Genomic DNA, 23,317 nt, shown 5'->3' with positions numbered 1-23,317 from the left:
GCAACTCCGGCCGGTGGATCAGCTCCAGCGCCCGGAGCAGCTCCAGCCGGTGGATCAGCTCCAGCCGGTGGAGCGGTTCCGGCCGGGTGGATCAGCTGCAGCCGGAGGTGCTGCCGCAGCCCTCGCAGACGTAGCAGGAGCCGCTCGGGCGCATCTTGGTGCCGCAGGTGAAGCAGAGCGGGGCGTCCACGGAGGTGCCGGTGATCAGCTCCAGCATCTCGGCGGTGGTGTGCGCCTCGCCCTTGACCGGCTTGGCGGCTGCCGCGTCGGCCGGCTTCGCGGGAGCATCGGCGTGCTCCGTGAGCTCGGCGGCCGGCTCGACCGTCTTCAGCGACTCGGCCTCGGACACCTCGACCGGAACCGGCTCGTACGAACCGGTGTCGAGCTGCCGGGACCGCTCCTCCGCGGAGTAGATGCCCAGCGCGGCCCGCTCGTCGAACGGCAGGTAGTCCAGCGCGAGGCGGCGGAAGATGTAGTCCATGATCGACTGCGCCATCCGGACGTCCGGGTCGTCGGTCAGACCGGCCGGCTCGAACTTCAGGTTGGTGAACTTCTGGACGTAGGTCTCCAGCGGCACACCGTGCTGCAGCGCGATAGAGATCGCGATCGAGAAGGCGTCCATCACACCGGCGAGCGTCGAACCCTGCTTGCCCATCTTCAGGAAGACCTCGCCGAGGCCGTCGTCCGGGTAGGAGCCGGCGGTCATGTAGCCCTCGGCGCCGCCGACGGTGAACGACGTGGTCCGCGACGGCCGCGACTTCGGCAGGCGCTTGCGGGTCGGCCGGTACTCGATGATCTTCTCGACGATCTTCTCCGCGACGGCAGCCTCGGCGGCAACGGCCTCCGAAGCCTTCTTCGCCTTCGCGTCCGCCAGCGGCTGACCGACCTTGCAGTTGTCGCGGTACACCGCGAGCGCCTTCAGGCCGAGCTTCCAGCCCTGGAAGTAGACGTCGGCGATCTCCTCGACCGTCGCGGTCTCCGGCAGGTTCACCGTCTTCGAGATCGCGCCGGACAGGAACGGCTGCGCCGCCGCCATCATCCGCACGTGGCCCATCGGCTTGATGGCCCGCTCACCCATCGCGGTGTCGAAGATCTCGTAGTGCTCCGGCTTCAGGCCCGGCGCGTCCACGACGTGGCCGTGCTCCGAGATGAACTCGACGATCGCCTCGATCGTCTCCTCGGTGTAGCCGTACTGGCGCAGCGCCCGCGGGACCGTGGTGTTGACGATCTGCATCGAGCCGCCGCCGACCAGCTTCTTGAACTTGACCAGCGAGAAGTCCGGCTCGATACCGGTCGTGTCGCAGTCCATCATGAAGCCGATGGTGCCGGTCGGCGCGAGCACCGAGGCCTGCGCGTTGCGCCAGCCGTTCTTCGTGCCGATCTTCAGCACGCCCTCCCACGCCGCGGTGGCGTGCTTCTGGACGTCCTTGTCGATCTCGTGCATGGTGCGGATCGCGTCGTTGGCCGCGGCGTGCTTGCGCATCACCCGGGTGTGCGCGTCCTTGTTCCGCTCGAAGCCGTCGTAGGCGCCGACGATGCCGGCGAGCTCGGCGGAGCGCTTGTACGACGTACCGGTCATCAGCGAGGTGATGGCGCCGGCCAGCGCGCGGCCGCCGTCGGAGTCGTACGCGTGACCCGTTGCCATCAGCAACGCACCGAGGTTGGCGTAGCCGATGCCGAGCTGCCGGTACGCGCGGGTGGTGACGCCGATCGCCTCGGTCGGGAAGTCCGCGAAGCAGATCGAGATGTCCATCGCGGTGATGATCAGCTCGACGGCCTTGACGAACTTCTCCGAGTCGAACAGGTCGTCGTCGCGGAGGAACTTCATCAGGTTCAGCGAGGCGAGGTTGCAGGACGAGTTGTCCAGGTGCATGTACTCCGAGCAGGGGTTGGACGCGGTGATCCGGCCCGTCTCCGGCGTGGTGTGCCAGTCGTTGATCGTGTCGTCGTACTGCAGGCCCGGGTCGGCGCAGGCCCACGCGGCCTGCGAGATCTTGTCGAACAGCGTCCGCGCGTCGACGGTCTCGATCACCGAGTTGTCGAGCCGCGCGCGCAGCCCGAACTCGCCCTTCTCCTCGACCGCGCGCATGAACTCGTCCGAGACCCGGACCGAGTTGTTCGCGTTCTGGTACTGCACGGAGGTGATGTCGCGACCGCCGAGGTCCATGTCGAAGCCCGCGTCCCGCAGGATGCGGATCTTCTCCTCCTCGCGCATCTTGGTGTCGACGAACTCCTCGATGTCGGGGTGGTCGACGTCCAGCACGACCATCTTCGCCGCGCGCCGGGTGGCGCCGCCGGACTTGATGGTGCCGGCCGACGCGTCCGCGCCGCGCATGAAGCTCACCGGGCCGGACGCGGTCCCGCCGGAGGACTGCAGCAGCTCCTTCGAGGAGCGGATCCGGGACAGGTTCAGGCCGGCGCCCGAGCCGCCCTTGAAGATCAGGCCCTCTTCCTTGTACCAGTTCAGGATCGACTCCATCGAGTCGTCCACGGCGAGGATGAAGCAGGCCGACACCTGCTGCGGCGAGGACGTCCCGACGTTGAACCAGACCGGCGAGTTGAAGCTGAAGTACTGGTGCAGCAGCAGCCAGGTGAGCTCCTGCTCGAAGACCTCGGCATCGGCGGGCGTGGTGAAGTAGCCGTGCTCCTCGCCGGCCTTGCGGTAGGTCTTCACGACCCGGTCGAGCAGCTGCTTGAGGCTCCACTCGCGGTTGTCGTGGCTGACCGCGCCGCGGAAGTACTTCGTGGTGACGATGGTGGAGGCGTTCACGCTCCAGAAGTCGGGGAACTCCACCCCGCGCTGCTCGAAGACCGTCTCACCCGTCTTCCAGTTCTGCTGCACGACGTCGCGACGCTCCCACGTCACCTCGTCGTACGGGTGCACGCCTTCGGTGCTGAAGACTCGCTCGATGGTGAGTCCCGCGGGCGCGTTCTTCCGCCCGCGGAACCCGGCCGCCGACCGCTTGGTCGACCCCGAGTGGCCGGTCACCGTCTCTGTCATGGTTGCTCCTCGCCCTGTGTCTACTGCCGCGGTCTGTCGGGACCGCCCCGTTGGAGTACTGCGCGACGCCACTACATGTGGAACTACTTCTCGTTCCCCCGGTTTACGTCTACTGGGCCGGCTCTTGGGTCGGCTTCCGCTGGCCCGGCTCGGTGCCCTGCGGCTCCTTCTCGGCCCGCAGCAGCGCGATCTCGGTCTCGAAGTCGTCGGCCGACTCGAACTGCCGGTACACGCTCGCGAACCGCAGGTACGCGACCTCGTCGAGCTCCCGCAGCGGCCCGAGGATCGCGAGTCCGACCTCGTGCGCGGGCACCTCCGGCGAGCCGCCGCCCTTCAGCGCGTCCTCGACCTTCTGACCCAGGCGCGCGAGCTGGTCGGCGTTCACCGGCCGGCCCTTGCACGCCTTCCCGACCCCGTTGATGACCTTCTCGCGGCTGAACGGCTCGGTCGCGCCGGAGCGCTTCACGACCGTGAGCTGCATCTGCTCGACGGTGGTGAACCGCTTCTCGCAGACCGGGCACTGCCGCCGGCGGCGGATCGCTCCGCCGTCCTCGGCCACCCGGCTGTCGACCACCCGGGAGTCGGCGTGCCGGCAATACGGACAGTGCACGCGAACACTCCTCCCGTGACCACCCCGTGGGGGTGGGTTGTGGATCGGCCTGGGGACAACTTGTGTAGAACCTGTGTGCAACCAACCACTACCTGTGGAAAATTACACCCGTGTAACCACTACATGTAGGGATCCTAGATCGCTGCTCCGACAGTTTGCAAGCACGCTCGGATTGCCCGGGCGTGTCACAGATTTCAACACCGAGGCGGCCCCGTGTACTCCCGCGTGGCGCCGTCGCGACGACCCTTTCGAGGCGCAAACTACGGCCCGCACAGACGGCTCCCCGGGCCCGGCCGAAGCCGTCCCGGGGAGTTGTCCACAGCTCATCGGCCGGTCGCCACGGTCTCCGCTCCGGGCTCGGCCGGAGCCTTCCGCGTCCGCAACGTCACACCGGCCAGTACGGCGCCCGCGGCGGCGATCACCGCGGCGCCGACAAGCGCCGCCGAGTACCCGTCGGTCAGCGCCACAGCGTCGTCCAGCAGGTCGGCGCCGTTGGCAGCGGCTACCGCGGTCATCGCGGCCAGCCCCAGCGCCGAGCCGATCTGGTAGCTCGTGTTCACGATGCCGGACGCCAGGCCGCCCTCCTCCGGCCGCGCGGACGACAGAGCGATGCCGAGGCTCGGGATGAACGCCAGCGACATGCCGGCGGCCGCGACGAGCGATCCCGGGAGCACGTCGACCCAGAACGAGCCGGTCGGACGCAGCAGCGACAGGATCAGCAGCCCGGCGGCGAGGACCGCCATACCGCCGACGAGGGTCTTCTTCGGGCCTGCCTTGGCGATCAGCTTCGGCGCGACGACGATCATCCCGAGCATGATGAACGTGGTCATCGGCAGCAGTGCCGAGCCACTCGGGAAGGCGCTCAACCCGAGGACCTGCTGCAGGTACAGGTTCAGGAAGAACCACATCGGCACCCAGGCCGCGCCGAGCAGGAACTGGGCCACGTTGGCCGCGGCCAGGTTCGGCGTCGCGAAGATCCCGAGCCGCATCAGCGGCTCGCGCCGCTTGGCCTGCACCGCGACGAACACAGCGAGCAGTACGACGGCCAGCGCGCCGACCAGCAGCGTCGACGCCGACGCCCAGCCGACCTGCGGAGCGCGGACGATCGCGTACACGCCCGCGGCGAGCCCCCCGGTCACGGTCAGTGCGCCGAGCACGTCGACCGATCCGGAGCGGGCAGCGGCCCGCGGCATCAACGCGGGTGTCGCGAGGAGTGCCGCCAGCGCGATCGGGAAGTTCAGGTAGAACACCCACGGCCACGACAGGTACTCGGTGATCACGCCGCCGAGGAACACGCCCGCCGTACCTCCGGCCGGCGCCGCGGCGCCGTACAGCGCGATCGCCTTGGTCAGCTCGCGCGGGTTCGCACCGAACAGCATCATCAGCAGCGTCAGCGCCGACGGTGCGATCAGCGCGGCGCCGACGCCTTGCACCGCCCGGCCGGCGAGTTCGGCTCCGACACCGGTCGCGAGGCCCGCGACGAGCGACCCGACGAGCAGGACGCCCCAGCCGGCCGCGAAGACGCGCCGGGCGCCGAGCAGGTCCGACAACCGGCCGCCGAGCAGCAGCAACCCGCCGAACGCCACGACGTACGCGTTGAACACCCACGACAGGTTGCCCGGGCTGAAGCCGAGCTCGCCCTGCATCTTCGGCAGCGCGACACCGACGATCGAGGTGTCCATGATCACGATGAACTGCGCCGCGGCGATGACGGCGAGCGCCCACCACCGCCGCGACGACTTCGTCTCACTCATATCTAAACTCCCTACGGGTATGGGGTATATCTGGATTGCTCGGATACCATAGGGGGGTATCAGGAGAAGCGCAAGAGTGATCCCGTGGGCGATAAGGTTCGCCGGGACCCAGGGAGGATGTGGTGAGCGTGACCGAACCGGCCGGCGAGCATGCGCAGCACGGTTACATCGGCGACAAGAAGGCGTACCTGGCGCGGCTCAAGCGCATCGAGGGGCAGGCCCGCGGGCTGCAGCGGATGGTCGAGGACGAGAAATACTGCATCGACATCCTCACCCAGATCTCGGCGATGACGAAGGCGCTCGAGTCCGTCGCGCTCGGCCTGCTCGACGACCACCTCGCGCACTGCGTCGTCGACGCCGCCGCGGCCGGCGGTCCGGAGGCCGACGCGAAGATCAAGGAGGCGTCCGCCGCGATCGCGCGGTTGGTGCGCTCCTGACCGGCATGGCTGAGGATGTGCGCATGAAGCCGGTGATCCTCGACGTCGACACGGGACTGGACGACGCCTGCGCGCTGCTGCTGGCCGCGCGGCATCCCGAGCTCGACCTGAAGGCCGTGACGTGCGTCGGCGGGAATGTCGGGATCGACGACGTCGTGCGCAACACGCTCACGGTGCTCGACGCCGCGGGCCGGCCCGACGTCCCCGTTGCCCGCGGCGCCGCCGTACCGCTGATCCAGCCGGTGCGGGAGGCGCGGCATGTGCACGGTGAGGACGGGCTCGGGGACCTGGACTGGCCGCGGTCGACGCGGCCGACCGATCCCCGGCATGCGGTCGAGCTGCTGCGGGACGTGCTGCGGGACGCGGCCGCGACCGGCGAGCTGATCACGCTGATCCCGTTGGCGCCGTTGACGAACATCGCGCTGCTACTACGGACCTACCCGGAGGCGGCGCGCGGGCTGCGCGAGATCGTGTTCATGGGCGGCGCCGCGGGGATCGGGAACGCGACGGCCTCGGCGGAGTTCAACATCTGGACCGACCCGGAGGCGGCGGCGATCGTGCTGGCCGCCTCGCGGGACCTCGGTATCCCGCTGACCATGTACGGGCTGGACGTGTTCTACGACGTCATCGTGACGCTCGACCAGGCCCGCGCGTTGGGCGGATCGCCCTCGGCGGAGCTGGCGGGGAAGCTGATCGAGAAGCGCAGCGAGCGATTCCAGTCGGACGGCGGGAGCATCGGCGACGGCGGCGCGGTGTGCGCGGTGATCGACCCTTCGGGCCTGACGACGCGGGAGTGCCCGGTGCGGATCGAGCTGTCCGGCGGCTGGTCGCGCGGGCGGACGATCGTCGACACCCGCCACGCGGCCGATGTCGCGAACGATCCGCACGGGCCGGCGACGACGATGCGGGTCGCGACGGCGGTGGACGGCAAGCGGTACGCCGAGCTCTGGCTGGCGACCGTCAGCTGAGCAGTTCGAGCAGCCGGGCGCGGACGCCGTACAGGAACAGGTCGAGGCCGGCGGCGAAGAAGTCATCGGCTGGATCCGCGACGACGGCGGCCAGGCCCCAGCGGGCGGTGACCTCGAAGAGGCGCCGCGCGTCGGGTTCCGGCACGCCGATCCGTACGAGGGCCTCGATCTGGGCGCGGATCAGCTCGGCCCTGGAGCCGGCGCCCTGATCCCGATCCGGTGACGCCTTGGACTGGATCAGCCCGGCGAGCCCTGGATGGTCGGCATAGAAGGCGCGCAACTCGAGCGAGCCGGACCGCGTGAGCTCGATCCACTCGTCGACGGTCGTCAGCTCCTCGTACGCCGTGGTGTCCGCGGTGAACTGGTCGAAGGCGTTCCGGGCGACCAGGTCGAGGAGCTCGGACTTGTTGTGGACGTGGTGATAGAGCGACGGGGCGCGGACGTGCAGGCGTTCTGCGACGGCACGCATCGTCAGGCCGTCGACGCCGTCCGCGTGAATGACGGCCAGGGCTGCATCAGCGATCGCGGCGACGGAGATGCCGGCCGCGGCGTGGGAGGAGGGGTCGCGTCTGGTCACGGAATCTCGTTGTCCGGGGTCGAGGGTCGGAGTACTGTCTAACGTTGTTAGACAGAGTAGCCGAGGATGGTGCCGTGACTGGATTCCGACCCACATACCCGTTGCTGACCGAGCGGCTGGAGCTGCGGCCGCACCGGATGGACGATCTGGACGATCTGTTCGCGTTCCACTCGCGGCCGGAGGTGGTGCGGTACACACCGTGGCCGGTGCGCGACCGGGAGGAGACCCGGGCCGCGCTGGAACGGAAGCTGCCGCAGGGCGAATTGACTGAGGACGGTCAGTGGCTGGTGCTCGCGATCGAACTGCGCGAGACCGGGACCGTGATCGGCGAGGTGCTGCTGAAGTGGGCCAGTGAGGCCGACCGGCAGGGCGAGATCGGATTCGCGCTGCACACCGACTACCAGGGCAAGGGGCTCGCCGCGGAGGCCGCGCGGGAGATGCTCCGGGTCGGCTTCGAGGAGCTCAAGCTGCACCGGATCGTCGCGATCCTCGACGACCGGAACGCGGCGTCGGCGCGGCTGCTCGAACGGCTGGGGATGCGTCGCGAGGCACATCACCTGGACGCCTCGCTGTTCAAGGGCGAATGGGCGAACGAGTACGTGTACGCGCTGCTCGAGGACGAATGGCGGGACGCCACCCGTTGATCGGGCGGGGCCGCTCCTGGACAGTTCTCAGCAGGGGGCGCCATGCGGATCGACAACCAGATCTACGACCGGATCGGCGACGGCTGGTGGGACGAGGACAATCCGCTCAACCTGTTGCAGGGCAGCTTCACGCCGGGACGCTTCGCGTACTTCCGTGACGTGCTGGAGCGGACCGGGAGGGATCCCAGCGGCCGGCGTGTCGTCGACATCGGGAGTGGCGGCGGGTTCCTGGCCGAGGAGTTCGCGCGGCTCGGTTGCCGGGTGATCGGTCTCGATCCGTCGGAGGTCTCGGTCCGGACCGCCGTCGGCCACGCGAACGCTTCGGGTCTCGACGCGCGGTACGTCGTCGCGGCCGGCGAGCGTCTGCCGCTCGCCGATGAGAGCGTCGATATCGCGTACTGCTGCGACGTACTCGAGCATGTCTCGGATCTGGACCATGTGCTCGCGGAGACGGCCCGGGTGCTGAAACCGGGTGGGCTCTACCTGTTCGACACGATCAACCGCACGTTCGCGTCGAAGGTGCTGGTGATCAAGGTGATGCAGGAATGGCGACTGACCCGGGCTGTGGACGTCGCGTGGCACGCGTGGGAGATGTTCATCAGGCCGGCCGAACTCGCCGATGGTCTGCGGCGGCACGGGTTGCGGCTGGGCGAGATCACCGGGCTCGGGGTGCGGGCCGGCAAGCTCGGGGTGTTGCGGGACTTCATGCGGGTGCGTCGGGGCGGGATCAGCATCGGCGAGTTCGGCCGGGCCTTGGACGCCGGACGGGTGAAGAGCACGCGTGTGTCCTACATGGGCTATGCCACGAAGCCGTGGTGATCAGCGCGCGACCGGGATCTGCAGGGTCTGGCCGGGGGTGATGTCGGCGGGCGTGGCGAGCTTGTTGAGGTCGGCGATCTTCTCCACGACGGTCGCGGTGTCGACGCTCGGGTTGGTGTCCTCGGCGATGGACCAGAGGGTCTGACCCGGCGCGACCTGCACCGGCACGGTGTCGGTGAAGCGCGGACCGGGCTCCAGGACGCCTGCCACGCGGAGGCCGAGGACCAGGATCGCGGCGCCGAAGACGAGGACCGACACGGCGGTCAGGAGCATCCGGCCGCGGCGGGTGAGACGCAGGCTCGGCTCGGGGCGAGCTTCGCGCCCGAGGGACTCCCCCGAGCACCCCCGCACCGAAAGCCTGTCCGTCGACGCCCCCTCGACCCGAGGCCGCCGCCGCGGCGCCACCGCCGGCGACGGCACCGCCGCGGGCGACGCGGAGCGTGCGGCCGGCTCGGCCAGACGCCGCCCGGTCAGCGCGGCGCCGGAACGGCCGGTCAGCGCGGCGCCGGAACGGCCGGTCACCGCGGCGGCGGAACGGCCGGTCAGCGCGGCGCCGGAACGGCCGGTCGGGGCGGACGCGGAGTGGTCCGTGGCTTCCGGGGTGGTCGTGCGGGAGGTCGGGGGTGGGACCACGCGCAGGGGCCGTGGCGACGCCTGGTGTGAGCGGCGCGGGGCCGGCACGTCGGCGGCGACAGCTGCTGTGCTCATCGGATCCTCCAAGACCTCGGTCGGTGCGCGTTCTGCGGTGCTGGTTCCTGTCTATCGGCCGCCTCCGACAGTTTCTGGAGAGCCGCCTCATCCGACCGGACCGAACACCTGTTCGATCGAACGCCTGTACGAATGATTAACCGACAGCCGCCCGTCGCGCAACCATCTCCAACCGGGACACGCCCAGGAAATTCCCTGCCGCGGCAACACCCCGCGCGCGCCTTATAACCTGACACCCGAACAAACATACGAACCGACACGCCTTCGAACAGATGTTTGAAGAATCTCAGGATTCGGTCTACGGTCATCTCAGTCGAGCAAGCTTCGGCCGGTGGACGATCGCCGGCCCGATCCGAGGAGCAACGAGCGATGGCCAGGACGCCGAGCGGTTCCAGCAAGGACGACGCCGTGGACAAGGCGGCGGGCAAGGCGGACCGCACGGTCGCCGAGCTGCCCGACGGGCCGGCCGACGCGACCGGGCTGACCCCGCGCCAGCGCCGCGTGCTGGACGTCATCCGCGATTCGGTGGACAGCCGCGGCTACCCGCCGTCGATGCGCGAGATCGGTGAGCGGGTCGGCCTGACCAGCTCCTCCTCGGTGTCGCACCAGCTCCGCGTCCTGGAGCAGAAGGGCCTGCTCCGCCGCGACCCGAACCGGCCGCGTGCCATCGAGGTCCGCTACCCGGGCGAGGTCGACGCGGCGGCGCGCAGGTCGGCGCTCGGCCCGGTCCGCCAGACGGCGTACGACGAGACCGGCGCCGGTGACGCGCACCCGGACGCGGCGTACGTGCCGGTCGTCGGCCGGATCGCCGCCGGTGGCCCGATCCTCGCCGAGCAGGAGATCGAAGAGGTCTTCCCGTTGCCCAAGGCAATGGTCGGCGAGGGCACGCTGTTCATGCTGCGGGTCAAGGGTGAGTCGATGATCGAGGCGGCGATCTGCGACGGCGACTGGGTCGTCGTCCGCCAGCAGCCGACCGCGGAGAACGGCGACATCGTGGCCGCGATGATCGACGGCGAGGCGACCGTGAAGACGTTCAAGAAGACCAAGACCGAGATCCTGCTGCTACCACACAACCCCGCTTTCGAGCCGATCGACGGCAAGGACGCGATCATTCTCGGAAAGGTCGTAACAGTTCTGCGCCGAGTCTGACATATCGGACGGCGCGCGAAGTCGGGCGTGTCGTGTCAGCATTGAGTCATGACGACTGTCTATGACTTCAGCGCGCGCCGGATCGAAGGCAATGAACAGTCTCTTGCCGATTTCCGCGACCAGGTGCTTCTGGTGGTGAACACGGCGTCGCAGTGCGCCCAGACCCCGCAGTACACGGGCCTGCAGAAGCTCTACCGGACCTACCGCCGGCAGGGCTTCTCGGTGCTGGGTTTCCCCTGCGACCAGTTCGGCCACCAGGAGCCCGGCGACGAGAACGAGATCGCGAACTTCTGCTCGACGATCTACCACGTCACGTTCCCGATGTTCGCCAAGATCGACGTCAACGGGTCCCGCACGGTCCCGTTGTACAACTGGCTCAAGCGCGAGCAGGGCGGCCTGCTCGGCGGCCGGATCAAGTGGAACTTCACCAAGTTCCTGGTCGGCCGGGACGGCGGGGTGATCGCGCGCTACGCGCCGACACACTCGCCGGAGAAGTTGGTCGACAAGATCGAGGCCGCACTCGCGGTCCCGGCCCCGTCCCGGGAAACGAACGACTGAATTCCCGGCATTTTCTGCGACAGTTGAACAGAAAGCGTCTCAACGCCGCAGAACATTCACCGCATTTCGAACAATTGCGCCCGCAGCCGCATGTCGTCGCCGGTCGCGAATGTATTCAGTCGCGCCCGACGAGAACCGATTCCGGGTCGATGTCGAGGCGCAAACCACGCCATACCGGATGCCGGAGGCGGCCGTCGCCGCCCCACCCGGAGTACGTGACCTCGGCGACCAGGACCGGGTCGAGCCAATGCGCGCGCCGGCGGTCCGGCATCGAGATGCCGACCGGTTCGAACGCCGGGCGGGCGATCTCGAGGCCGGTCAGCTCGGCGCTCAGCATGTCCAGGGTGGCGAAGTCGAGCCCGGAGCCGACCTTGCCGATCAGCACCAGCTCACCGTCGGCGTACGCGCCGCAGTAGAAGGATCCGATCTTGCCTTCGCGGTTCCCCTCCCCCGGGTGCCAGCCGCAGAGGACGACGTCCCTGGTGAGGACCGGCTTGATCTTGATCCAGTCGGAGCTGCGCTTGCCGGGCAGGTACCGCGACTTGCGCCGCTTCGCCACGACGCCCTCGAGCCCTTGCGCGGCGGACTGTTCCAGCGCGTCGTCGCCGTCGGTCAACGCCGCTGGGACCTCCCAGAACGGGTCGCCGATGTCCAGTGATTCGAGCAGTCCGCGGCGGTCGTCGTACGTTGCGTCCAGCAACCACTTGCCGTCGAAGCGGAGCAGGTCGAACAGCCGCACCGAGACCGGCACCTCGGTGATCAGATGCCTGAGCTGGCGTGGATCGCGGACGTGCATCCGCCGCTGCAGCAGGCCGAACGAGGGCGCGCCGTTCTCGTCGAGCGTGACGATCTCCCCGTCCAGGACGGCGGGCAGCCGCAGACCCGGCGCCTCCGCGAGGCCGACCAGCTCCGGGTACCCGCCGGAGACGTCGTGGCTGTTGCGCGACCAGAGCCGGCAGACGCCCTCGTCCACCTCGGCGATGACGCGGATGCCGTCCCATTTCATCTCGTACGACCAGCCCGCGCCGGACGGCATCTGGCCCAGCGCCGCCATCATCGGCAGCACCGGTGGACCGGTCACCGGACTCATGCCCGGCTCACGACGGACTCATGACGTCTGCAATCGCTTCAGGGCCCCGAGCACCTTCTCACGATCGGCGGTCGGCCACATCGGCGGCAAGGAGGCGCGCAGGAACGCGCCGTACCGCTGGGTGACGATGCGGGGGTCGAGGATCGCGACCACGCCGCGGTCCGAGCTCCGGCGAATCAGCCGGCCGGTGCCCTGCGCGAGCAGCAGCCCGGCGTGGGTCGCGGCCACGGCCATGAACCCGTTGCCGCCGGCCTCGTCGACGGCGCGCTGCCGGGCCGCCATCAGCGGCTCGTCCGGCCGCGGGAACGGGATCCGGTCGATGATCACCAGGTTGCAGGTCGACCCGGGCACGTCGATGCCCTGCCACAGCGACAGCGTGCCGAACAGCGAGGTCTCCGGGTCCTCGACGAACTCGCGGGACAGCTCGCCGAGCTGCGCGTCGCCCTGACAGAGCACCTTGAGGTCGGTCGCCTCGCGCACTGCGGCGGTCGCCGCCTCCGCCGCGCGCCGGGACGAGAACAGGCCGAGCGTCCGTCCGCCGGCCGCGGTGATCAGGTCGATGATCTCCTCGAACTGCTTCTTGCCCAGCCCGTCGCGGTGTGGGGGCGGGAGGTGCTTGGCGACATACAGGATCGCCTGCTTCTCGTACTCGAACGGGGAGCCGACGTCGAGGCCGCGCCACGGCAGCGGACCCGTCTCCGACGAGTCGTCGAGCTCGGGCATCTCCTCGTCGTCGCCGAGCTTGTCGGCGGGGCGCAGGCCGACCTGGCGGGCGATCGCGTCGAAGTCGCCGCCGAGCGTCAGCGTCGCCGAGGTGAGCACCGCCGTCCGGTCGCGGAGGACCAGCTCACGCAGCAGACCGGCGACGGTGAGCGGGGCGATCCGGAGCTCGCGGCCGAAGCGGTCGCGGTCGATCATCCAGACCACGTCCGCGTCACTCAGCGCGGCGACCCGCTCGGCGACGTCGAAGATCTCCTTGACCGCCCCCTTGGACTGCCGCTTGGCGCCGTCGGGGTCATTGTCCTTGTCGTCGGACTTCTTGTTCAGGTCGGAATACATCGCGCGGGCCGCGTCGCGGACCAGGGCGGCTGCCTCCAGCACCGGCCCGTTGGACGCCTCGATCCGGCCCTCGCGGGTGCCGTCGAGCGCGGCGCGGAGCGCGTCGGAGGCGTCGATCAGGTCGTCGGCCTTGTCGTCGTCGACGAACCGGCGGCCGCGTTTCGCCGCGCGCTCGACCATCTGCGGCGACAGCTCGTCCCCCGCGGCGCCGGTGACGCGCGCAGGCAGCTCGTGGGCCTCGTCGACGATGACGACATCGTGCTCCGGCAGGACGATCCGGTTCTCGAAGGCGTCGATCGAGAGCAGCGCGTGGTTCGTGATGATGATGTCGGCCTTGCGGGCCTCTTCCTTCGCCTTCTCCGCGAAGCACTCCTCACCGTACGGGCATTTCTCGGCGCCGAGGCACTCGCGGGCGGCGATGGAGACCTGCTGCCAGGCCTGGTACTGGTGGGAGGGCGCGTGGTCGCGGTCACCGGCCCCGCCGTCGGCCAGCTGCTGCTCGGCCCAGTCGCGCAGCTCGACGACCTGGCGGCCGACCTCGCCCGCCGGCGGCACGTCGACGAGCATGCCGTCGTCGTCCGGCGCGCCCTCCCGGATCCGGTGCAGGCAGGCGTAGTTGTTGCGCCCCTTCTGGATCGCGTACTTCGGTCTGCGCGGCAGGAGCTTCTCGGTCGCGTCGAGCAACGCCGGGACGTCCCGGTCGACGAGCTGCGCCTGCAGCGCCAGCGTCGCCGTGGAGACGACCACGCGACGGTCCTCGATCGCGTGCAGCAGCGCGGGCACCAAGTAGCCCAGGGACTTGCCGGTGCCGGTGCCCGCCTGGACGAGAAGGTGCGACCCGTCGTGCATCGCGGTGTCCACGGCTTGCGCCATCTCCACCTGCCCCGGCCTGGTCTGACCGGCGATCCCGGACACGGCAGCTTCCAGCAGTTCCCGCACATCAACACCCACCGCCACACCCTAGCCCGCCGGACGGACAGATTTCCGGTCCGGCGGCCGGGGTGTGGATAACCCGCCGTGCTACACGACCGCGCCGCGGTCCGGCTGGGCGTCCCGATCCACCTGGGCGCGCTTGGGACGCGGCGGCGGGGCCGGGTAGCGGCGCTCCAGCTCGAGGAGCAGGGGTGCCGCGGTCAGGTTGGAGGAGTACGTGCCGACGAGGATGCCCAGCAGCAGCGCGAGCGAGAAGTCAGCCAGCGAGTCGCCGCCGAGGAACAGCAGCGCGGCGAGGATGAACAAGGTCGAGATACCGGTGTTGATGGTTCTCGGCAGCACGTTCACGATCGCGGTGTCGATGGTCGTGCCGAGGTTGTCGGTGGCCCGCGCGCTGCGGGTCTCGCGGATCCGGTCGAAGACGACGACCGAGTCGTTCACCGTGTAGCCGATGATGGTCAGGATCGCCGCCAGGAAGATGCCGTCGATCGGTTTCCCGGTCCACGCGAAGACTCCGACCACGACCGCGACGTTCTGCAGCAGCGCCAGGACGGCGCCGGCGCCGAAGGTCCAGCGGAAGCGTGCAGCGAGGTAGGCCAGCTGGGCGAGCAGGGCGATGCCGAGCGCGATCAGGCCCTTGTTGCGCAGCTCTTCACCGAGCGACGGGCCGATGCTCTCGTTGCGGATCACCTCGGCGTCGCCGCCGATCCTGGCCAGCGACTCCTTGATCTTCACCGCCTCGTCGTCGCTGATCGTGCCGGTCCGCACGGTGATGTCGTCGGTGCCGGACGCCTGGACCACGGCGGTCGGGTAGCCGGCCTCGGCGACCGCGGCGCGCGCCTGGTCCGGCGTGATGCGTTGCGCCGTACTGACCTCGATCAGGCGGCCGCCGGTGAACTCGATGCCCAGGTTCAGGCCGCGAACGGCGACACCGGCGACGCTCACGATGATCGCGATAGCCGTGATCACCAGCCAGCGGCGGCTGTGCTTCATCAGCGACGGCCGGCGAGCCTCCAGCCAGATCCGCACCCGGCCGTGACCGGCGATCCCGCTCAGGCCGGGGCGACGCAGGACGAAGCCGCGCGATACGACGAACTCGGCGAGCACGCGGGTCACCACGAGGGCCGACAGCATCGAGGCGATCACACCGATCGAGAGTGTGACGCCGAAGCCGCGGACCGGGCCGGCGGCCAGGAAGAACAGGAGGCCGGCGGCCAGCAAGGTGGTGATGTTGGAGTCGGCGATCGCGGACAGCGCGTTCTGGAAACCGCTGCGCAGCGATCTCCGCAGGCCGTCGGTGCGGCCGGCGATGTAATCCTCCCGGGCGCGTTCGAAGACCAGGACGTTCGCGTCGACCGCCATGCCGATCGCCAGGACGAAACCGGCCAGGCCGGGCAGCGTCAGTGTGGCGCCGAGCGCGGTGAGAGCGGCGTACGACATCGCGGCGTACCCGATCAGGCCGAAGACCGCCATCAGGCCGACGAGGCGGTAGACGATGATGATGAACAGCGCCGTCAGGGCGAGGCCGATGATCGCGGCGAGGGCGCTGGCCTGGATCGCGTCCTGGCCGAGCGACGGGCCGACGGTGCGCTGGTCGATGACCTCGACCGGCACCGGCAGCGCGCCGCCGGAGATCAGCGCGGCGAGATCCTTCGCGCTCTCCTCGGTGAACGAGCCGGAGATCGTGGTGGTGCCGCCGGCGATCCCCGAGTTGCAGAGCTGGTTGCCGCCGTTCGGGTCGACCTGCGGGGAGCTGATCACCTCGTTGTCCAGCACGATCGCGATCAGGCGCTGCGGCGTACCGACCGGCTGGCAGGCGGCCTTGCCGGTGATGTTCGCCCAGATCTTGCCGCCGTCGCCCTTGAAGTTCATCTCGACGAACCAGCCCTGCGCGACCTGCTGCGGGTCCAGCCGGTGCTCGGCGCCGCTGACCAGTTCGCCGGTCATCGCGGGCTTGGCGAGGCGCAGGAAGCCCTGGCCGCTCTCGGGCGGCAGGTAGGTCTCCCCCGCCGCCGGCTTGGCCGGCTTGGCTTCGACCTGGTCGAGGACCTCGTGGAAGGTCAGCTGCGCGGTCTTGCCGATCACCTTCGCGGCCTCGCGCGGGTCCTGCACGCCCGGCAGCTCGACGATGATGCGGTTCTCGCCCTGGCGGGTGACGTTCGGCTCGCTGACGCCGAGCGCGTCGATCCGCCGGTGCAGGACCTGGGTGGCCTTGTCGGTCGTCTCCTTGGTCGCCTTGACCGTCGGCGAGTCCTTCGCCTGCAGGACGATCTGCGTCCCGCCGCGCAGGTCGAGACCGAGCTGTGGTTTCGCCGTCAACGTGACATACGTCGACGCGGCGAGGACCAGGAACGCGAGAAGCGCGCGGACAAGGGACGACCGGTTCACCGAAGCCTCCGGAGCTGGGCACCCGCGATGCAGGTGTCGTGACAGAGAGCATCCACGAGGACGTGGAACGCACAGTGTACGAATGCCATTCAACCCGTCCCCCGCACAATCCCACAAGCGACCGCGTCGCACCGGTGGGACTATCCGGGCGAACGGGGCCAGCCTCGCGGTCCGACCGCGTCCGGGGGCTGGTGATCAAGCCCACGCGTGCTACGCAACCACTCCTCGTCGCGAGGCTCCTCGTCGCGGCCACTACGCGCGCTCCCGCCCACCCCCGGCTTGGCGCCGGAGTATGTGCTTCCGGCTGGCGCCTGGGGTGTCCGCTGGCGCGGGGAGTTGCGGGCTGCCGCCCGCGAACGAGTGCACGCGCGGCTGGGGCGAGGCTTGCGACGGATGCGCTGCACGAATCGCGGTCTCAACCGGCCTGCAGGTCGGACAAGCCGGACAGGCAGTAGCTCGGCAGGTGCGGACGTGCTGCGATCAGCACGATGCGCTCCACGGCGAGGCATGCGCGCAGGGTCTCCCCGGCGCCAGCCCGGCACCACGAGCGCCAGCTCGCCACACCTCGGGCGCAAGCCCGGCACACGAGCGCCAGCTCGCCGCTCCGGGCGCTAGCCCGACACGCGAGCGCCAGCTCGCCGCTCCGGGCGCCAGCCCGGGGGTGGGTGGGAGCGCGTGGAGCAGGCGCGCCTGAGGAGCGGAGCGACGAAGCCAGCGCCTGCGTAACGGGCGTGGGTCAGATCATTCGCTGAGGCCGTTTTCTATGGCGTAGCGGACGAGTTCGGCTCGGTTGTGGAGTTGGAGTTTGCGGAGGGTGTTCTGGACGTGGTTCTCGACGGTGCGGTGGGACAGGACCAGGCGGGTGGCGATCTGTTTGGCGGTGAGGCCGCGGGCTACCAGGCGGAGGACTTCGGTTTCGCGGTCGGTGAGTCGGGGGACCTCGGGTCCGGTCCCGCCGAGGCGGCGGTACTCCCCGAGCAGCAGTCCGGCGAGGCCCGCGCTGAAGATGGCGTCGCCTTCGGCGGTACGGCGGACCGCGTCGTCGAACTCGTCCAGTGACGCGGACTTCACCAGATACCCGGAGGCGCCGTTCTTCACCGCGGCGAGGACGTCGTCCTGCTCGGCGCTGGCCGACAGCACCAGCACGCGCGTGTCGGGGAGCGCCGTGGTGATCTCGCGGGTCGCGTCCACGCCGGAGCCGTCGCCGAGCTGGAGGTCCATCACCACCACGTCCGGGCGGGTCGCCAGCGCGATCTTCACCGCGCCGGCCACGTCCGAGGCGGTCGCGCACACGTCGTAGCCGCGGCTGCCCAGGTCCCGCGCGACGCCTTCGCGCCACATCGGATGGTCGTCGACGATCATCACGCGCGTCATATCTTCAGCTCCCATTCGGTTCCTTCGCCGGGGGCGGTGCGGACGGTGACGGTGCCGCCGAGGTCGGCGATCCGGCCGCGGATCGACTGGCTGACACCGAGGTGCCCGTTCGCGTGGGCCTCGTCGAGCCGGGCGGGCGTCGTACCGATCCCGTCGTCGCGGACCGAGACCAGCACCTCGTCGCCGAGGTCCTCGACCACGACCCAGGACCGGGCGTCCGGACCGGCGTGCTTGGCGACGTTGCTCAGCGCCTCCTTGACCGCGGCAACCAGTTCGGCGGCGGTCGGCGCCGGCAGCAGGACCTGCGCGGCCGGGACGACGACGTCGATGCGGGTCGTGGCCAGCGGCAACAAGAGTCCACACAGATCAACGCGATCCCCCTCGACCACGGCCGGCCGCGACGACATCAGGGTGCGCAGGGCAACTTCCTGTTCGGCGGCCAGCCGGGCCAGTTCGACCGCCTCGCCGCCGATCGCCGTGCCGCGCCGCTGCACCTGCGCCAGCACCTGCAGTACGCCGTCGTGGATCGAGCGACTGAGCCGCAGCCGCTCGGCGGTCGCGCTCTCGGCGGCGATCGCCTCGCGGAGCCGCCGCCCCGCCTGCCGCATGGTCGACGCGGCGTACCCGACGACCAGACCGGCCACCAGCAACAGCTGAACGTTGCTCAGGATCTTCGACGCGTGCTCGACGCCGCGCAGCGAGAGCAGCGCCAGGCTGATCGTGGCCGCGCCGAGCAGGCCGCCGTCGCGCCCGCGGGAGATCGCCAGCGCGAGGACCGGCCCGGCGGCCCAGACCGACGTCAGCACGGACGCGCCGGCGCGGATGTCGAGCAGCGGCTGCGCCCACAGCGTCGCGTACATGCAGGCGACCGTGACCGCGAGGTCCGCGAACGCGAGCCGGGTGTTGCGGCGCCCCCAGCGGCGGCTGTAGCCGTACGACGAGATCAGCGTCCAGGCGCCCATCACGGCGAGCTGGAGCACCGCGCCGTACGGGTGCACGATGCCCTCCCAGCGGGTCCACACGCCGAAACAGGCGAACGCCCAGGTGAGGACGCGGAAGACGACCAGTGCGCGCCACAGCGGCTGCAGCAGGTCGACGGTCTCGCGCTCCACGCGCACAGTCTGCCAAGGCAGGGGGCTGGAAAGCGTGAGCGCTTCTACTCAGACATGCAGGATTCCCCGCTGATTCACAGGTTTTCCTCAGGATCCACTTCAGCTGGGCCGATTTTCCCCGTACTGTCGCGCGCACACGCTCGGGGGAGCTACGAACACACTGCGTCATCAACAACGGAGGGGAATCGTGCGCAAGTTACCCGCCGGGCTGTTCAGCCTGGCCCTGGCGGCGACGACCGGGCTCGGCATCGCCGCGGCCTCGTCCGGGAACGCCGCCACACCGTCCACGCAGGGTTCGGCGCCCGCCGCCAGTGAGCCCGCACCGGTATCCGACGAGCTACCCAGCCCGCTCGAGGACAAGCGTCGCGAGCTGCGGCAGGAGGCGCTCACCAAGGTCATCAACGGCCAGGCCACGCCCGAGCAGCGCAACGGCAGCACGGTCGTCAAGCTCGGCACCAAGGCCGCCGGGGCCAAGGGCGTCAAGAACACCAAGGGCAAGGTCGACCAGTACGTCGAGCTGTCCCGCGAGAAGACCGACCGGATCTTCGTCGTGCTCGCGGAGTTCGGCAACGAGCGGCACCCGAGCTACCCGGACAAGGACCAGAACGCGAGCATCCCCGGCCCCGCCACCTTCGAGGGCCCGCTGCACAACGCGATTCCGGCACCTGACCGCTCGGTGGACAACTCCACCGTCTGGCAGGCCGACTACAGCCAGCAGCACTACCAGGACATGTACTTCGGCAACGGCAACTCGCTGAAGAAGTACTACGAGAAGCAGTCGTCCGGCCGGTACTCGGTGGCCGGCGAGGTCACCGACTGGGTCAAGGTCAAGTACAACGAGGCCCGGTACGGCCGGTCGAACGGCTACCCGTGCGGCGGCAACGTCTGCAGCAACACCTGGTACCTGATCCAGGACGCGGTCAACCAGTGGGTCGCCGACCAGGAGGCCAAGGGCCGGACCAAGGCCGAGATCACCGCGGACCTGAAGACGTTCGACCAGTGGGACCGCTACGACTTCGACGGTGACGGCAACTTCAACGAGCCCGACGGCTACATCGACCACTTCCAGATCGTGCACTCCGGCGGCGACCAGGCCGACGGTGACCCGCAGCAGGGTGAGGACGCGATCTGGTCGCACCGCTGGTACGCCGGGTTCCCGGGCGGCCCCGCGACCAACCCGAACGGCGGCGCGCAGATCGGTGACACCGGCCTGTACGTCGGCGACTACACGATCCAGCCGGAGAACGGCGGCGTCAGTGTCTTCGCGCACGAGTTCGGCCACGACCTCGGTCTGCCGGACGAGTACGACACCTCGGGTGCGGCGGTCGAGAACGGCGTGAACTGGTGGACGCTGATGGCGCAGAGCCGGGTCAGCGCGGCCACGGACGGCGGTATCGGTGAGCGCGCCGCGGACCTGAACGCGTGGGACAAGATCCAGCTCGGCTGGCTCGACTACGAGATCGTCGCGGCCGGCCAGAACCGGACCGTCGAGCTCGGCCCGCACGAGTACAACTCGAAGAAGGCCCAGGGCCTGGTGGTGACGCTGCCGAAGAAGGAGGTCACGCACCAGCTCGTCCAGCCCGCGGCCGGGACCAAGTCCTGGTGGAGCGGTCAGGGCAACGGCTTCACGCACACGATGAGCCGCCAGGTCACGCTGCCGGCCGGTCAGCCCGCGAGCCTCACGTTCCAGGCGAACTGGGACATCGAGGACTGCGGTCCGGACGCGTGTGACTACGCCTACGTCGACGTGAACGACGGGACCGGCTCGAAGCCGATCAAGGGCAGCATCACGAAGGACGCCGAGGGCAACGGTATCGACGGCAAGAGCGCCGGCTGGGTGCCCGCGACGTTCGACCTGTCCGCGTACGCCGGCAAGACGATCACCCTGCAGTTCCGCTACGCCACCGACCCGGCGGCCGGCGGGATCGGGTTCTTCGCCGACGACATCAAGGTGACGTCGGGCTCGGCCACGGTCGTCGACTCCGGTGCGGAGACCTCTCCGGAGGGCTGGACGCTGAACGGCTTCAGCTCGGTCGGTGCGTCGTACACCAGCCTGCACGACAACTACTACCTGGCGTCGAACATCAACTACACCTCCTACGACCAGTACCTGAAGACGGGTCCGTACAACTTCGGTTGGGCGAACTCGCTGCCCGACAAGGTCGAGCACTTCCCGTACCAGGACGGTCTGCTGGTCTGGTACTGGGACACCTCGCAGGAGGACAACAACACCAACGAGCACCCCGGTGAGGGCCTGGTCCTGCCGATCGACTCGCACCCGACGCCGATCAACCGTCTCGACGGCCAGATCTGGCGCCCGCGGATCGCGGCGTACGACGCGCCGTTCGGTCTGGAGAAGGCGGATTCGTTCACCCTGCACTTCAACGGGCAGGCGAGCTACATCCGTGGCCAGAACGCCGTCCCGACCTTCAACGACAGCAAGTCGTACTGGACCGCGGACCAGCCGACGAGCAGCGTGAAGGTGCCGAACAACGGCGTCAACATCAAGGTCCTGTCGAAGACCGACACCTCGATGACGGTCCAGGTGACCAAGCGCAAGTGACGCACTGAAACACACTGAAAACGCAGAACGGCCCCCGAGGAAACTCGGGGGCCGTTCTCGCTTCGTCAGGCCGTTGCGTACGGCGTCAGGTCGCCGGCCAGGGCGGGATGGACCCTGGCGGTGATCCGGGTGCCGTCGGCGGTGTGCTCGAGGTGTTCGACCGAGCCCTCGGAGTGGATCCGGGAGACCAGGTCGCCGCGGTCGTACGGGAGCAGGACGTCGAGGGCGATGTGCGGCTGCGGCAGCGCGCCCTCGATCAGCTCGCGGAGCTTGTCGATGCCCTCGCCGGTGCGCGCGGACACGACGATCGCGTTCGGCTCCCGGTGCAGGATCGGGGCCAGCGCCAGCGGGTCGGCGGCGTCGGCCTTGTTGATCACCACGATCTCCGGGACGTCGGTCGCCTGGATCTCGGCCAGCACCTCGCGGACCGCCTGGATCTGCGCGATCGGGTCGGGGTGCGAACCGTCCACCACGTGCAGCAGCAGGTCCGCGTCGGTGACCTCTTCCAGCGTCGACCGGAACGCCTCGACGATGTCGTGCGGCAGGTGCCGGACGAATCCGACGGTGTCGGTCAGCGTGTAGACGCGGCCGTCCGCGGTCGTCGTCCGGCGGGTGGTCGGGTCCAGGGTCGCGAACAGCGCGTCCTCGACCAGCACGCCCGCACCGGTGATCTGGTTCAGCAGCGAGGACTTGCCGGCGTTGGTGTACCCCGCGATCGCGACCGAGGGCACCAGGTGCCGGCGCCGCTCCTGGCGCATCGTCGACCGGGTGCTCTTCATCTCCTTGAGCGTCCGGCGGAGCTTGCTGATCTTGGTGTTGATCCGGCGCCGGTCGGTCTCGATCTTGGTCTCACCGGGGCCACGGCCACCGATACCGCCACCGGCCGCACCGACCCGGCCACCGGCCTGGCGGGACAGGTTTCCACCCCAACCACGCAGGCGCTGCTTCATGTACTGCAGCTGGGCCAGCTCGACCTGGGCCTTGCCTTCCTTGCTCTTCGCGTGCTGCGCGAAGATGTCCAGGATCAGCGCGGTCCGGTCGACCACCTTGACCTTGAGCTTGTCCTCCAGGTTGCGCAGCTGCGCGGGGGCCAGCTCGCCGTCGGCGATCACGGTATCCGCGCCGAGCGCGGCTACCAGGTTGCGTAGGTCGGCCACCTTGCCGGAGCCGATGAAGGTCGCGGGGTCGGGCTTCTTCCGGCGCTGGATCACGCCGTCGAGCACCTCGGAGCCGGCGGTCTCGGCCAGCAGCTTCAGCTCGGCCAGCGAGTTGTCCGCGTCCTCGGCGCTGCCCTCGGTCCAGACGCCGACCAGCAGCACCCGCTCGAGCAGCAGCTTGCGGTACTCGACTTCGCTGATGTCGGTCAGCTCGGTCGACATACCGACCACGCGGCGCAGCGCTTGGCGCTCCTCGAGGTCGAGGCCCTCGGTGGTCAGATCCTGGTCATACTCATCGTGACCCGTCAACGAATCGCCGGAGTCATCGCCCTCGATGAGGTCGGTTTCGACGTCGGTGGTCTCGTATGCCTGTGAATGGGTCGTCATATACCTTCCATGGTGGCACGGGCTCCTAG

At 69.4% G+C, this 23,317-nt stretch carries 18 protein-coding genes; 7 read left to right on the top strand and 11 right to left on the bottom strand.

All coding sequences use genetic code 11. The features are described from left to right. Positions 1-91: 91 nt before the first annotated feature. The 3 genes from ABZW60_RS33520 to ABZW60_RS33510 form a co-directional block, all read right to left on the bottom strand. Complete coding sequence (locus ABZW60_RS33520) at positions 92-3,001, bottom strand: vitamin B12-dependent ribonucleotide reductase (protein ID WP_355483740.1); 2,910 nt, start codon at positions 2,999-3,001, stop codon at positions 92-94. 109 nt (positions 3,002-3,110) lie between these two features. After that, the gene (gene nrdR / locus ABZW60_RS33515; RefSeq protein ID WP_355483738.1) at positions 3,111-3,611 is read right to left on the bottom strand and encodes a transcriptional regulator NrdR; all 501 of its coding nucleotides are present in this window, start codon (positions 3,609-3,611) and stop codon (positions 3,111-3,113) included. 323 nt (positions 3,612-3,934) lie between these two features. Continuing rightward, positions 3,935-5,365: an MFS transporter gene (locus ABZW60_RS33510; protein ID WP_355483736.1), complete on the bottom strand. Its 1,431-nt coding sequence runs from the start codon at positions 5,363-5,365 to the stop codon at positions 3,935-3,937. Between the two features lie 119 nt (positions 5,366-5,484). On the opposite strand from ABZW60_RS33510, the gene ABZW60_RS33505 reads away from it, so the two are divergent. Continuing rightward, positions 5,485-5,802 carry a metal-sensitive transcriptional regulator gene (locus ABZW60_RS33505; RefSeq protein ID WP_355483734.1) on the top strand — a complete coding sequence of 106 codons (318 nt, stop codon included), beginning with the start codon at positions 5,485-5,487 and terminating at the stop codon, positions 5,800-5,802. Positions 5,803-5,825: 23 nt separating this feature from the next. After that, on the top strand, positions 5,826-6,770 hold the full coding sequence (locus tag ABZW60_RS33500; RefSeq protein ID WP_355483732.1) for a nucleoside hydrolase: 945 nt from the start codon (positions 5,826-5,828) through the stop codon (positions 6,768-6,770). Here the strand turns inward: ABZW60_RS33500 and ABZW60_RS33495 are convergent. Next, positions 6,763-7,347 (bottom strand): TetR family transcriptional regulator, encoded by a 585-nt coding sequence (locus ABZW60_RS33495; RefSeq protein WP_355483730.1) that lies wholly within the window; start codon positions 7,345-7,347, stop codon positions 6,763-6,765. The genes ABZW60_RS33500 and ABZW60_RS33495 overlap by 8 nt on opposite strands. A 74-nt stretch (positions 7,348-7,421) precedes the next feature. Between ABZW60_RS33495 and ABZW60_RS33490 the strand changes: the two genes are divergently transcribed. Both ABZW60_RS33490 and ubiG read left to right on the top strand, forming a co-directional pair. Beyond that, positions 7,422-7,991, top strand: coding sequence for a GNAT family N-acetyltransferase (locus ABZW60_RS33490; protein WP_355483728.1), 570 nt, complete (start codon positions 7,422-7,424; stop codon positions 7,989-7,991). Between the two features lie 42 nt (positions 7,992-8,033). Continuing rightward, entirely contained in the window at positions 8,034-8,810 is a 777-nt protein-coding gene (gene ubiG, locus ABZW60_RS33485) for a bifunctional 2-polyprenyl-6-hydroxyphenol methylase/3-demethylubiquinol 3-O-methyltransferase UbiG (protein WP_355483726.1), read from the top strand. Here ubiG and ABZW60_RS33480 read toward each other — a convergent pair whose 3' ends face one another. Beyond that, positions 8,811-9,518 carry a LysM domain-containing protein gene (locus tag ABZW60_RS33480; RefSeq protein ID WP_355483724.1) on the bottom strand — a complete coding sequence of 236 codons (708 nt, stop codon included), beginning with the start codon at positions 9,516-9,518 and terminating at the stop codon, positions 8,811-8,813. Between the two features lie 369 nt (positions 9,519-9,887). On the opposite strand from ABZW60_RS33480, the gene lexA reads away from it, so the two are divergent. Together lexA and ABZW60_RS33470 are read left to right on the top strand one after the other, a co-directional pair. Further along, positions 9,888-10,667: a transcriptional repressor LexA gene (lexA, locus tag ABZW60_RS33475; RefSeq protein ID WP_355483722.1), complete on the top strand. Its 780-nt coding sequence runs from the start codon at positions 9,888-9,890 to the stop codon at positions 10,665-10,667. Positions 10,668-10,715: 48 nt separating this feature from the next. After that, on the top strand, positions 10,716-11,225 hold the full coding sequence (locus ABZW60_RS33470; RefSeq protein ID WP_355483720.1) for a glutathione peroxidase: 510 nt from the start codon (positions 10,716-10,718) through the stop codon (positions 11,223-11,225). A gap of 115 nt (positions 11,226-11,340) precedes the next feature. Here ABZW60_RS33470 and ligD read toward each other — a convergent pair whose 3' ends face one another. The 5 genes from ligD to ABZW60_RS33445 form a co-directional block, all read right to left on the bottom strand. Continuing rightward, the gene (gene ligD, locus ABZW60_RS33465) at positions 11,341-12,315 is read right to left on the bottom strand and encodes a non-homologous end-joining DNA ligase (protein ID WP_355483718.1); all 975 of its coding nucleotides are present in this window, start codon (positions 12,313-12,315) and stop codon (positions 11,341-11,343) included. 18 nt (positions 12,316-12,333) lie between these two features. Continuing rightward, positions 12,334-14,331 (bottom strand): ATP-dependent DNA helicase, encoded by a 1,998-nt coding sequence (locus ABZW60_RS33460; RefSeq protein WP_355483716.1) that lies wholly within the window; start codon positions 14,329-14,331, stop codon positions 12,334-12,336. Positions 14,332-14,394: 63 nt separating this feature from the next. After that, positions 14,395-16,695 carry a protein translocase subunit SecD gene (gene secD, locus ABZW60_RS33455; protein WP_355483714.1) on the bottom strand — a complete coding sequence of 767 codons (2,301 nt, stop codon included), beginning with the start codon at positions 16,693-16,695 and terminating at the stop codon, positions 14,395-14,397. Between the two features lie 741 nt (positions 16,696-17,436). Then, a complete protein-coding gene (locus ABZW60_RS33450; RefSeq protein WP_355483713.1) occupies positions 17,437-18,069 on the bottom strand; it encodes a response regulator transcription factor in 633 nt (210 codons plus the stop codon). After that, positions 18,066-19,181 (bottom strand): DUF5931 domain-containing protein, encoded by a 1,116-nt coding sequence (locus ABZW60_RS33445; protein ID WP_355483711.1) that lies wholly within the window; start codon positions 19,179-19,181, stop codon positions 18,066-18,068. Before ABZW60_RS33445 ends, ABZW60_RS33450 begins: the two co-directional genes overlap by 4 nt. A gap of 187 nt (positions 19,182-19,368) precedes the next feature. Here ABZW60_RS33445 and ABZW60_RS33440 point away from each other — a divergent pair, with 187 nt between their 5' ends. Further along, positions 19,369-21,744 carry an immune inhibitor A domain-containing protein gene (locus ABZW60_RS33440; protein WP_355483709.1) on the top strand — a complete coding sequence of 792 codons (2,376 nt, stop codon included), beginning with the start codon at positions 19,369-19,371 and terminating at the stop codon, positions 21,742-21,744. A gap of 65 nt (positions 21,745-21,809) precedes the next feature. On the opposite strand, the gene hflX is transcribed toward ABZW60_RS33440, so the two are convergent. Continuing rightward, positions 21,810-23,288 carry a GTPase HflX gene (gene hflX, locus ABZW60_RS33435; protein WP_355483707.1) on the bottom strand — a complete coding sequence of 493 codons (1,479 nt, stop codon included), beginning with the start codon at positions 23,286-23,288 and terminating at the stop codon, positions 21,810-21,812. Positions 23,289-23,317: the final 29 nt, after the last annotated feature.

The organism is Kribbella sp. NPDC003557, from assembly GCF_040610805.1.
Lineage (GTDB): Bacteria > Actinomycetota > Actinomycetes > Propionibacteriales > Kribbellaceae > Kribbella.
This window is presented reverse-complemented; position numbering and strand designations above follow the sequence as displayed.

Bases quoted from the DNA above. Each gene is read 5' to 3' on its own strand.
- lexA (WP_355483722.1), top strand. From the start codon at position 9,888: ATGGCCAGGACGCCGAGCGGTTCCAGCAAGGACGACGCCGTGGACAAG.
- ABZW60_RS33520 (WP_355483740.1), bottom strand. From the start codon at position 3,001: ATGACAGAGACGGTGACCGGCCACTCGGGGTCGACCAAGCGGTCGGCG.
- ABZW60_RS33450 (WP_355483713.1), bottom strand. From the start codon at position 18,069: ATGACGCGCGTGATGATCGTCGACGACCATCCGATGTGGCGCGAAGGC.
- hflX (WP_355483707.1), bottom strand. From the start codon at position 23,288: ATGACGACCCATTCACAGGCATACGAGACCACCGACGTCGAAACCGAC.
- ABZW60_RS33510 (WP_355483736.1), bottom strand. From the start codon at position 5,365: ATGAGTGAGACGAAGTCGTCGCGGCGGTGGTGGGCGCTCGCCGTCATC.
- ABZW60_RS33470 (WP_355483720.1), top strand. From the start codon at position 10,716: ATGACGACTGTCTATGACTTCAGCGCGCGCCGGATCGAAGGCAATGAA.
- ABZW60_RS33500 (WP_355483732.1), top strand. From the start codon at position 5,826: ATGAAGCCGGTGATCCTCGACGTCGACACGGGACTGGACGACGCCTGC.
- ligD (WP_355483718.1), bottom strand. From the start codon at position 12,315: ATGAGTCCGGTGACCGGTCCACCGGTGCTGCCGATGATGGCGGCGCTG.
- ABZW60_RS33480 (WP_355483724.1), bottom strand. From the start codon at position 9,518: ATGAGCACAGCAGCTGTCGCCGCCGACGTGCCGGCCCCGCGCCGCTCA.
- ubiG (WP_355483726.1), top strand. From the start codon at position 8,034: ATGCGGATCGACAACCAGATCTACGACCGGATCGGCGACGGCTGGTGG.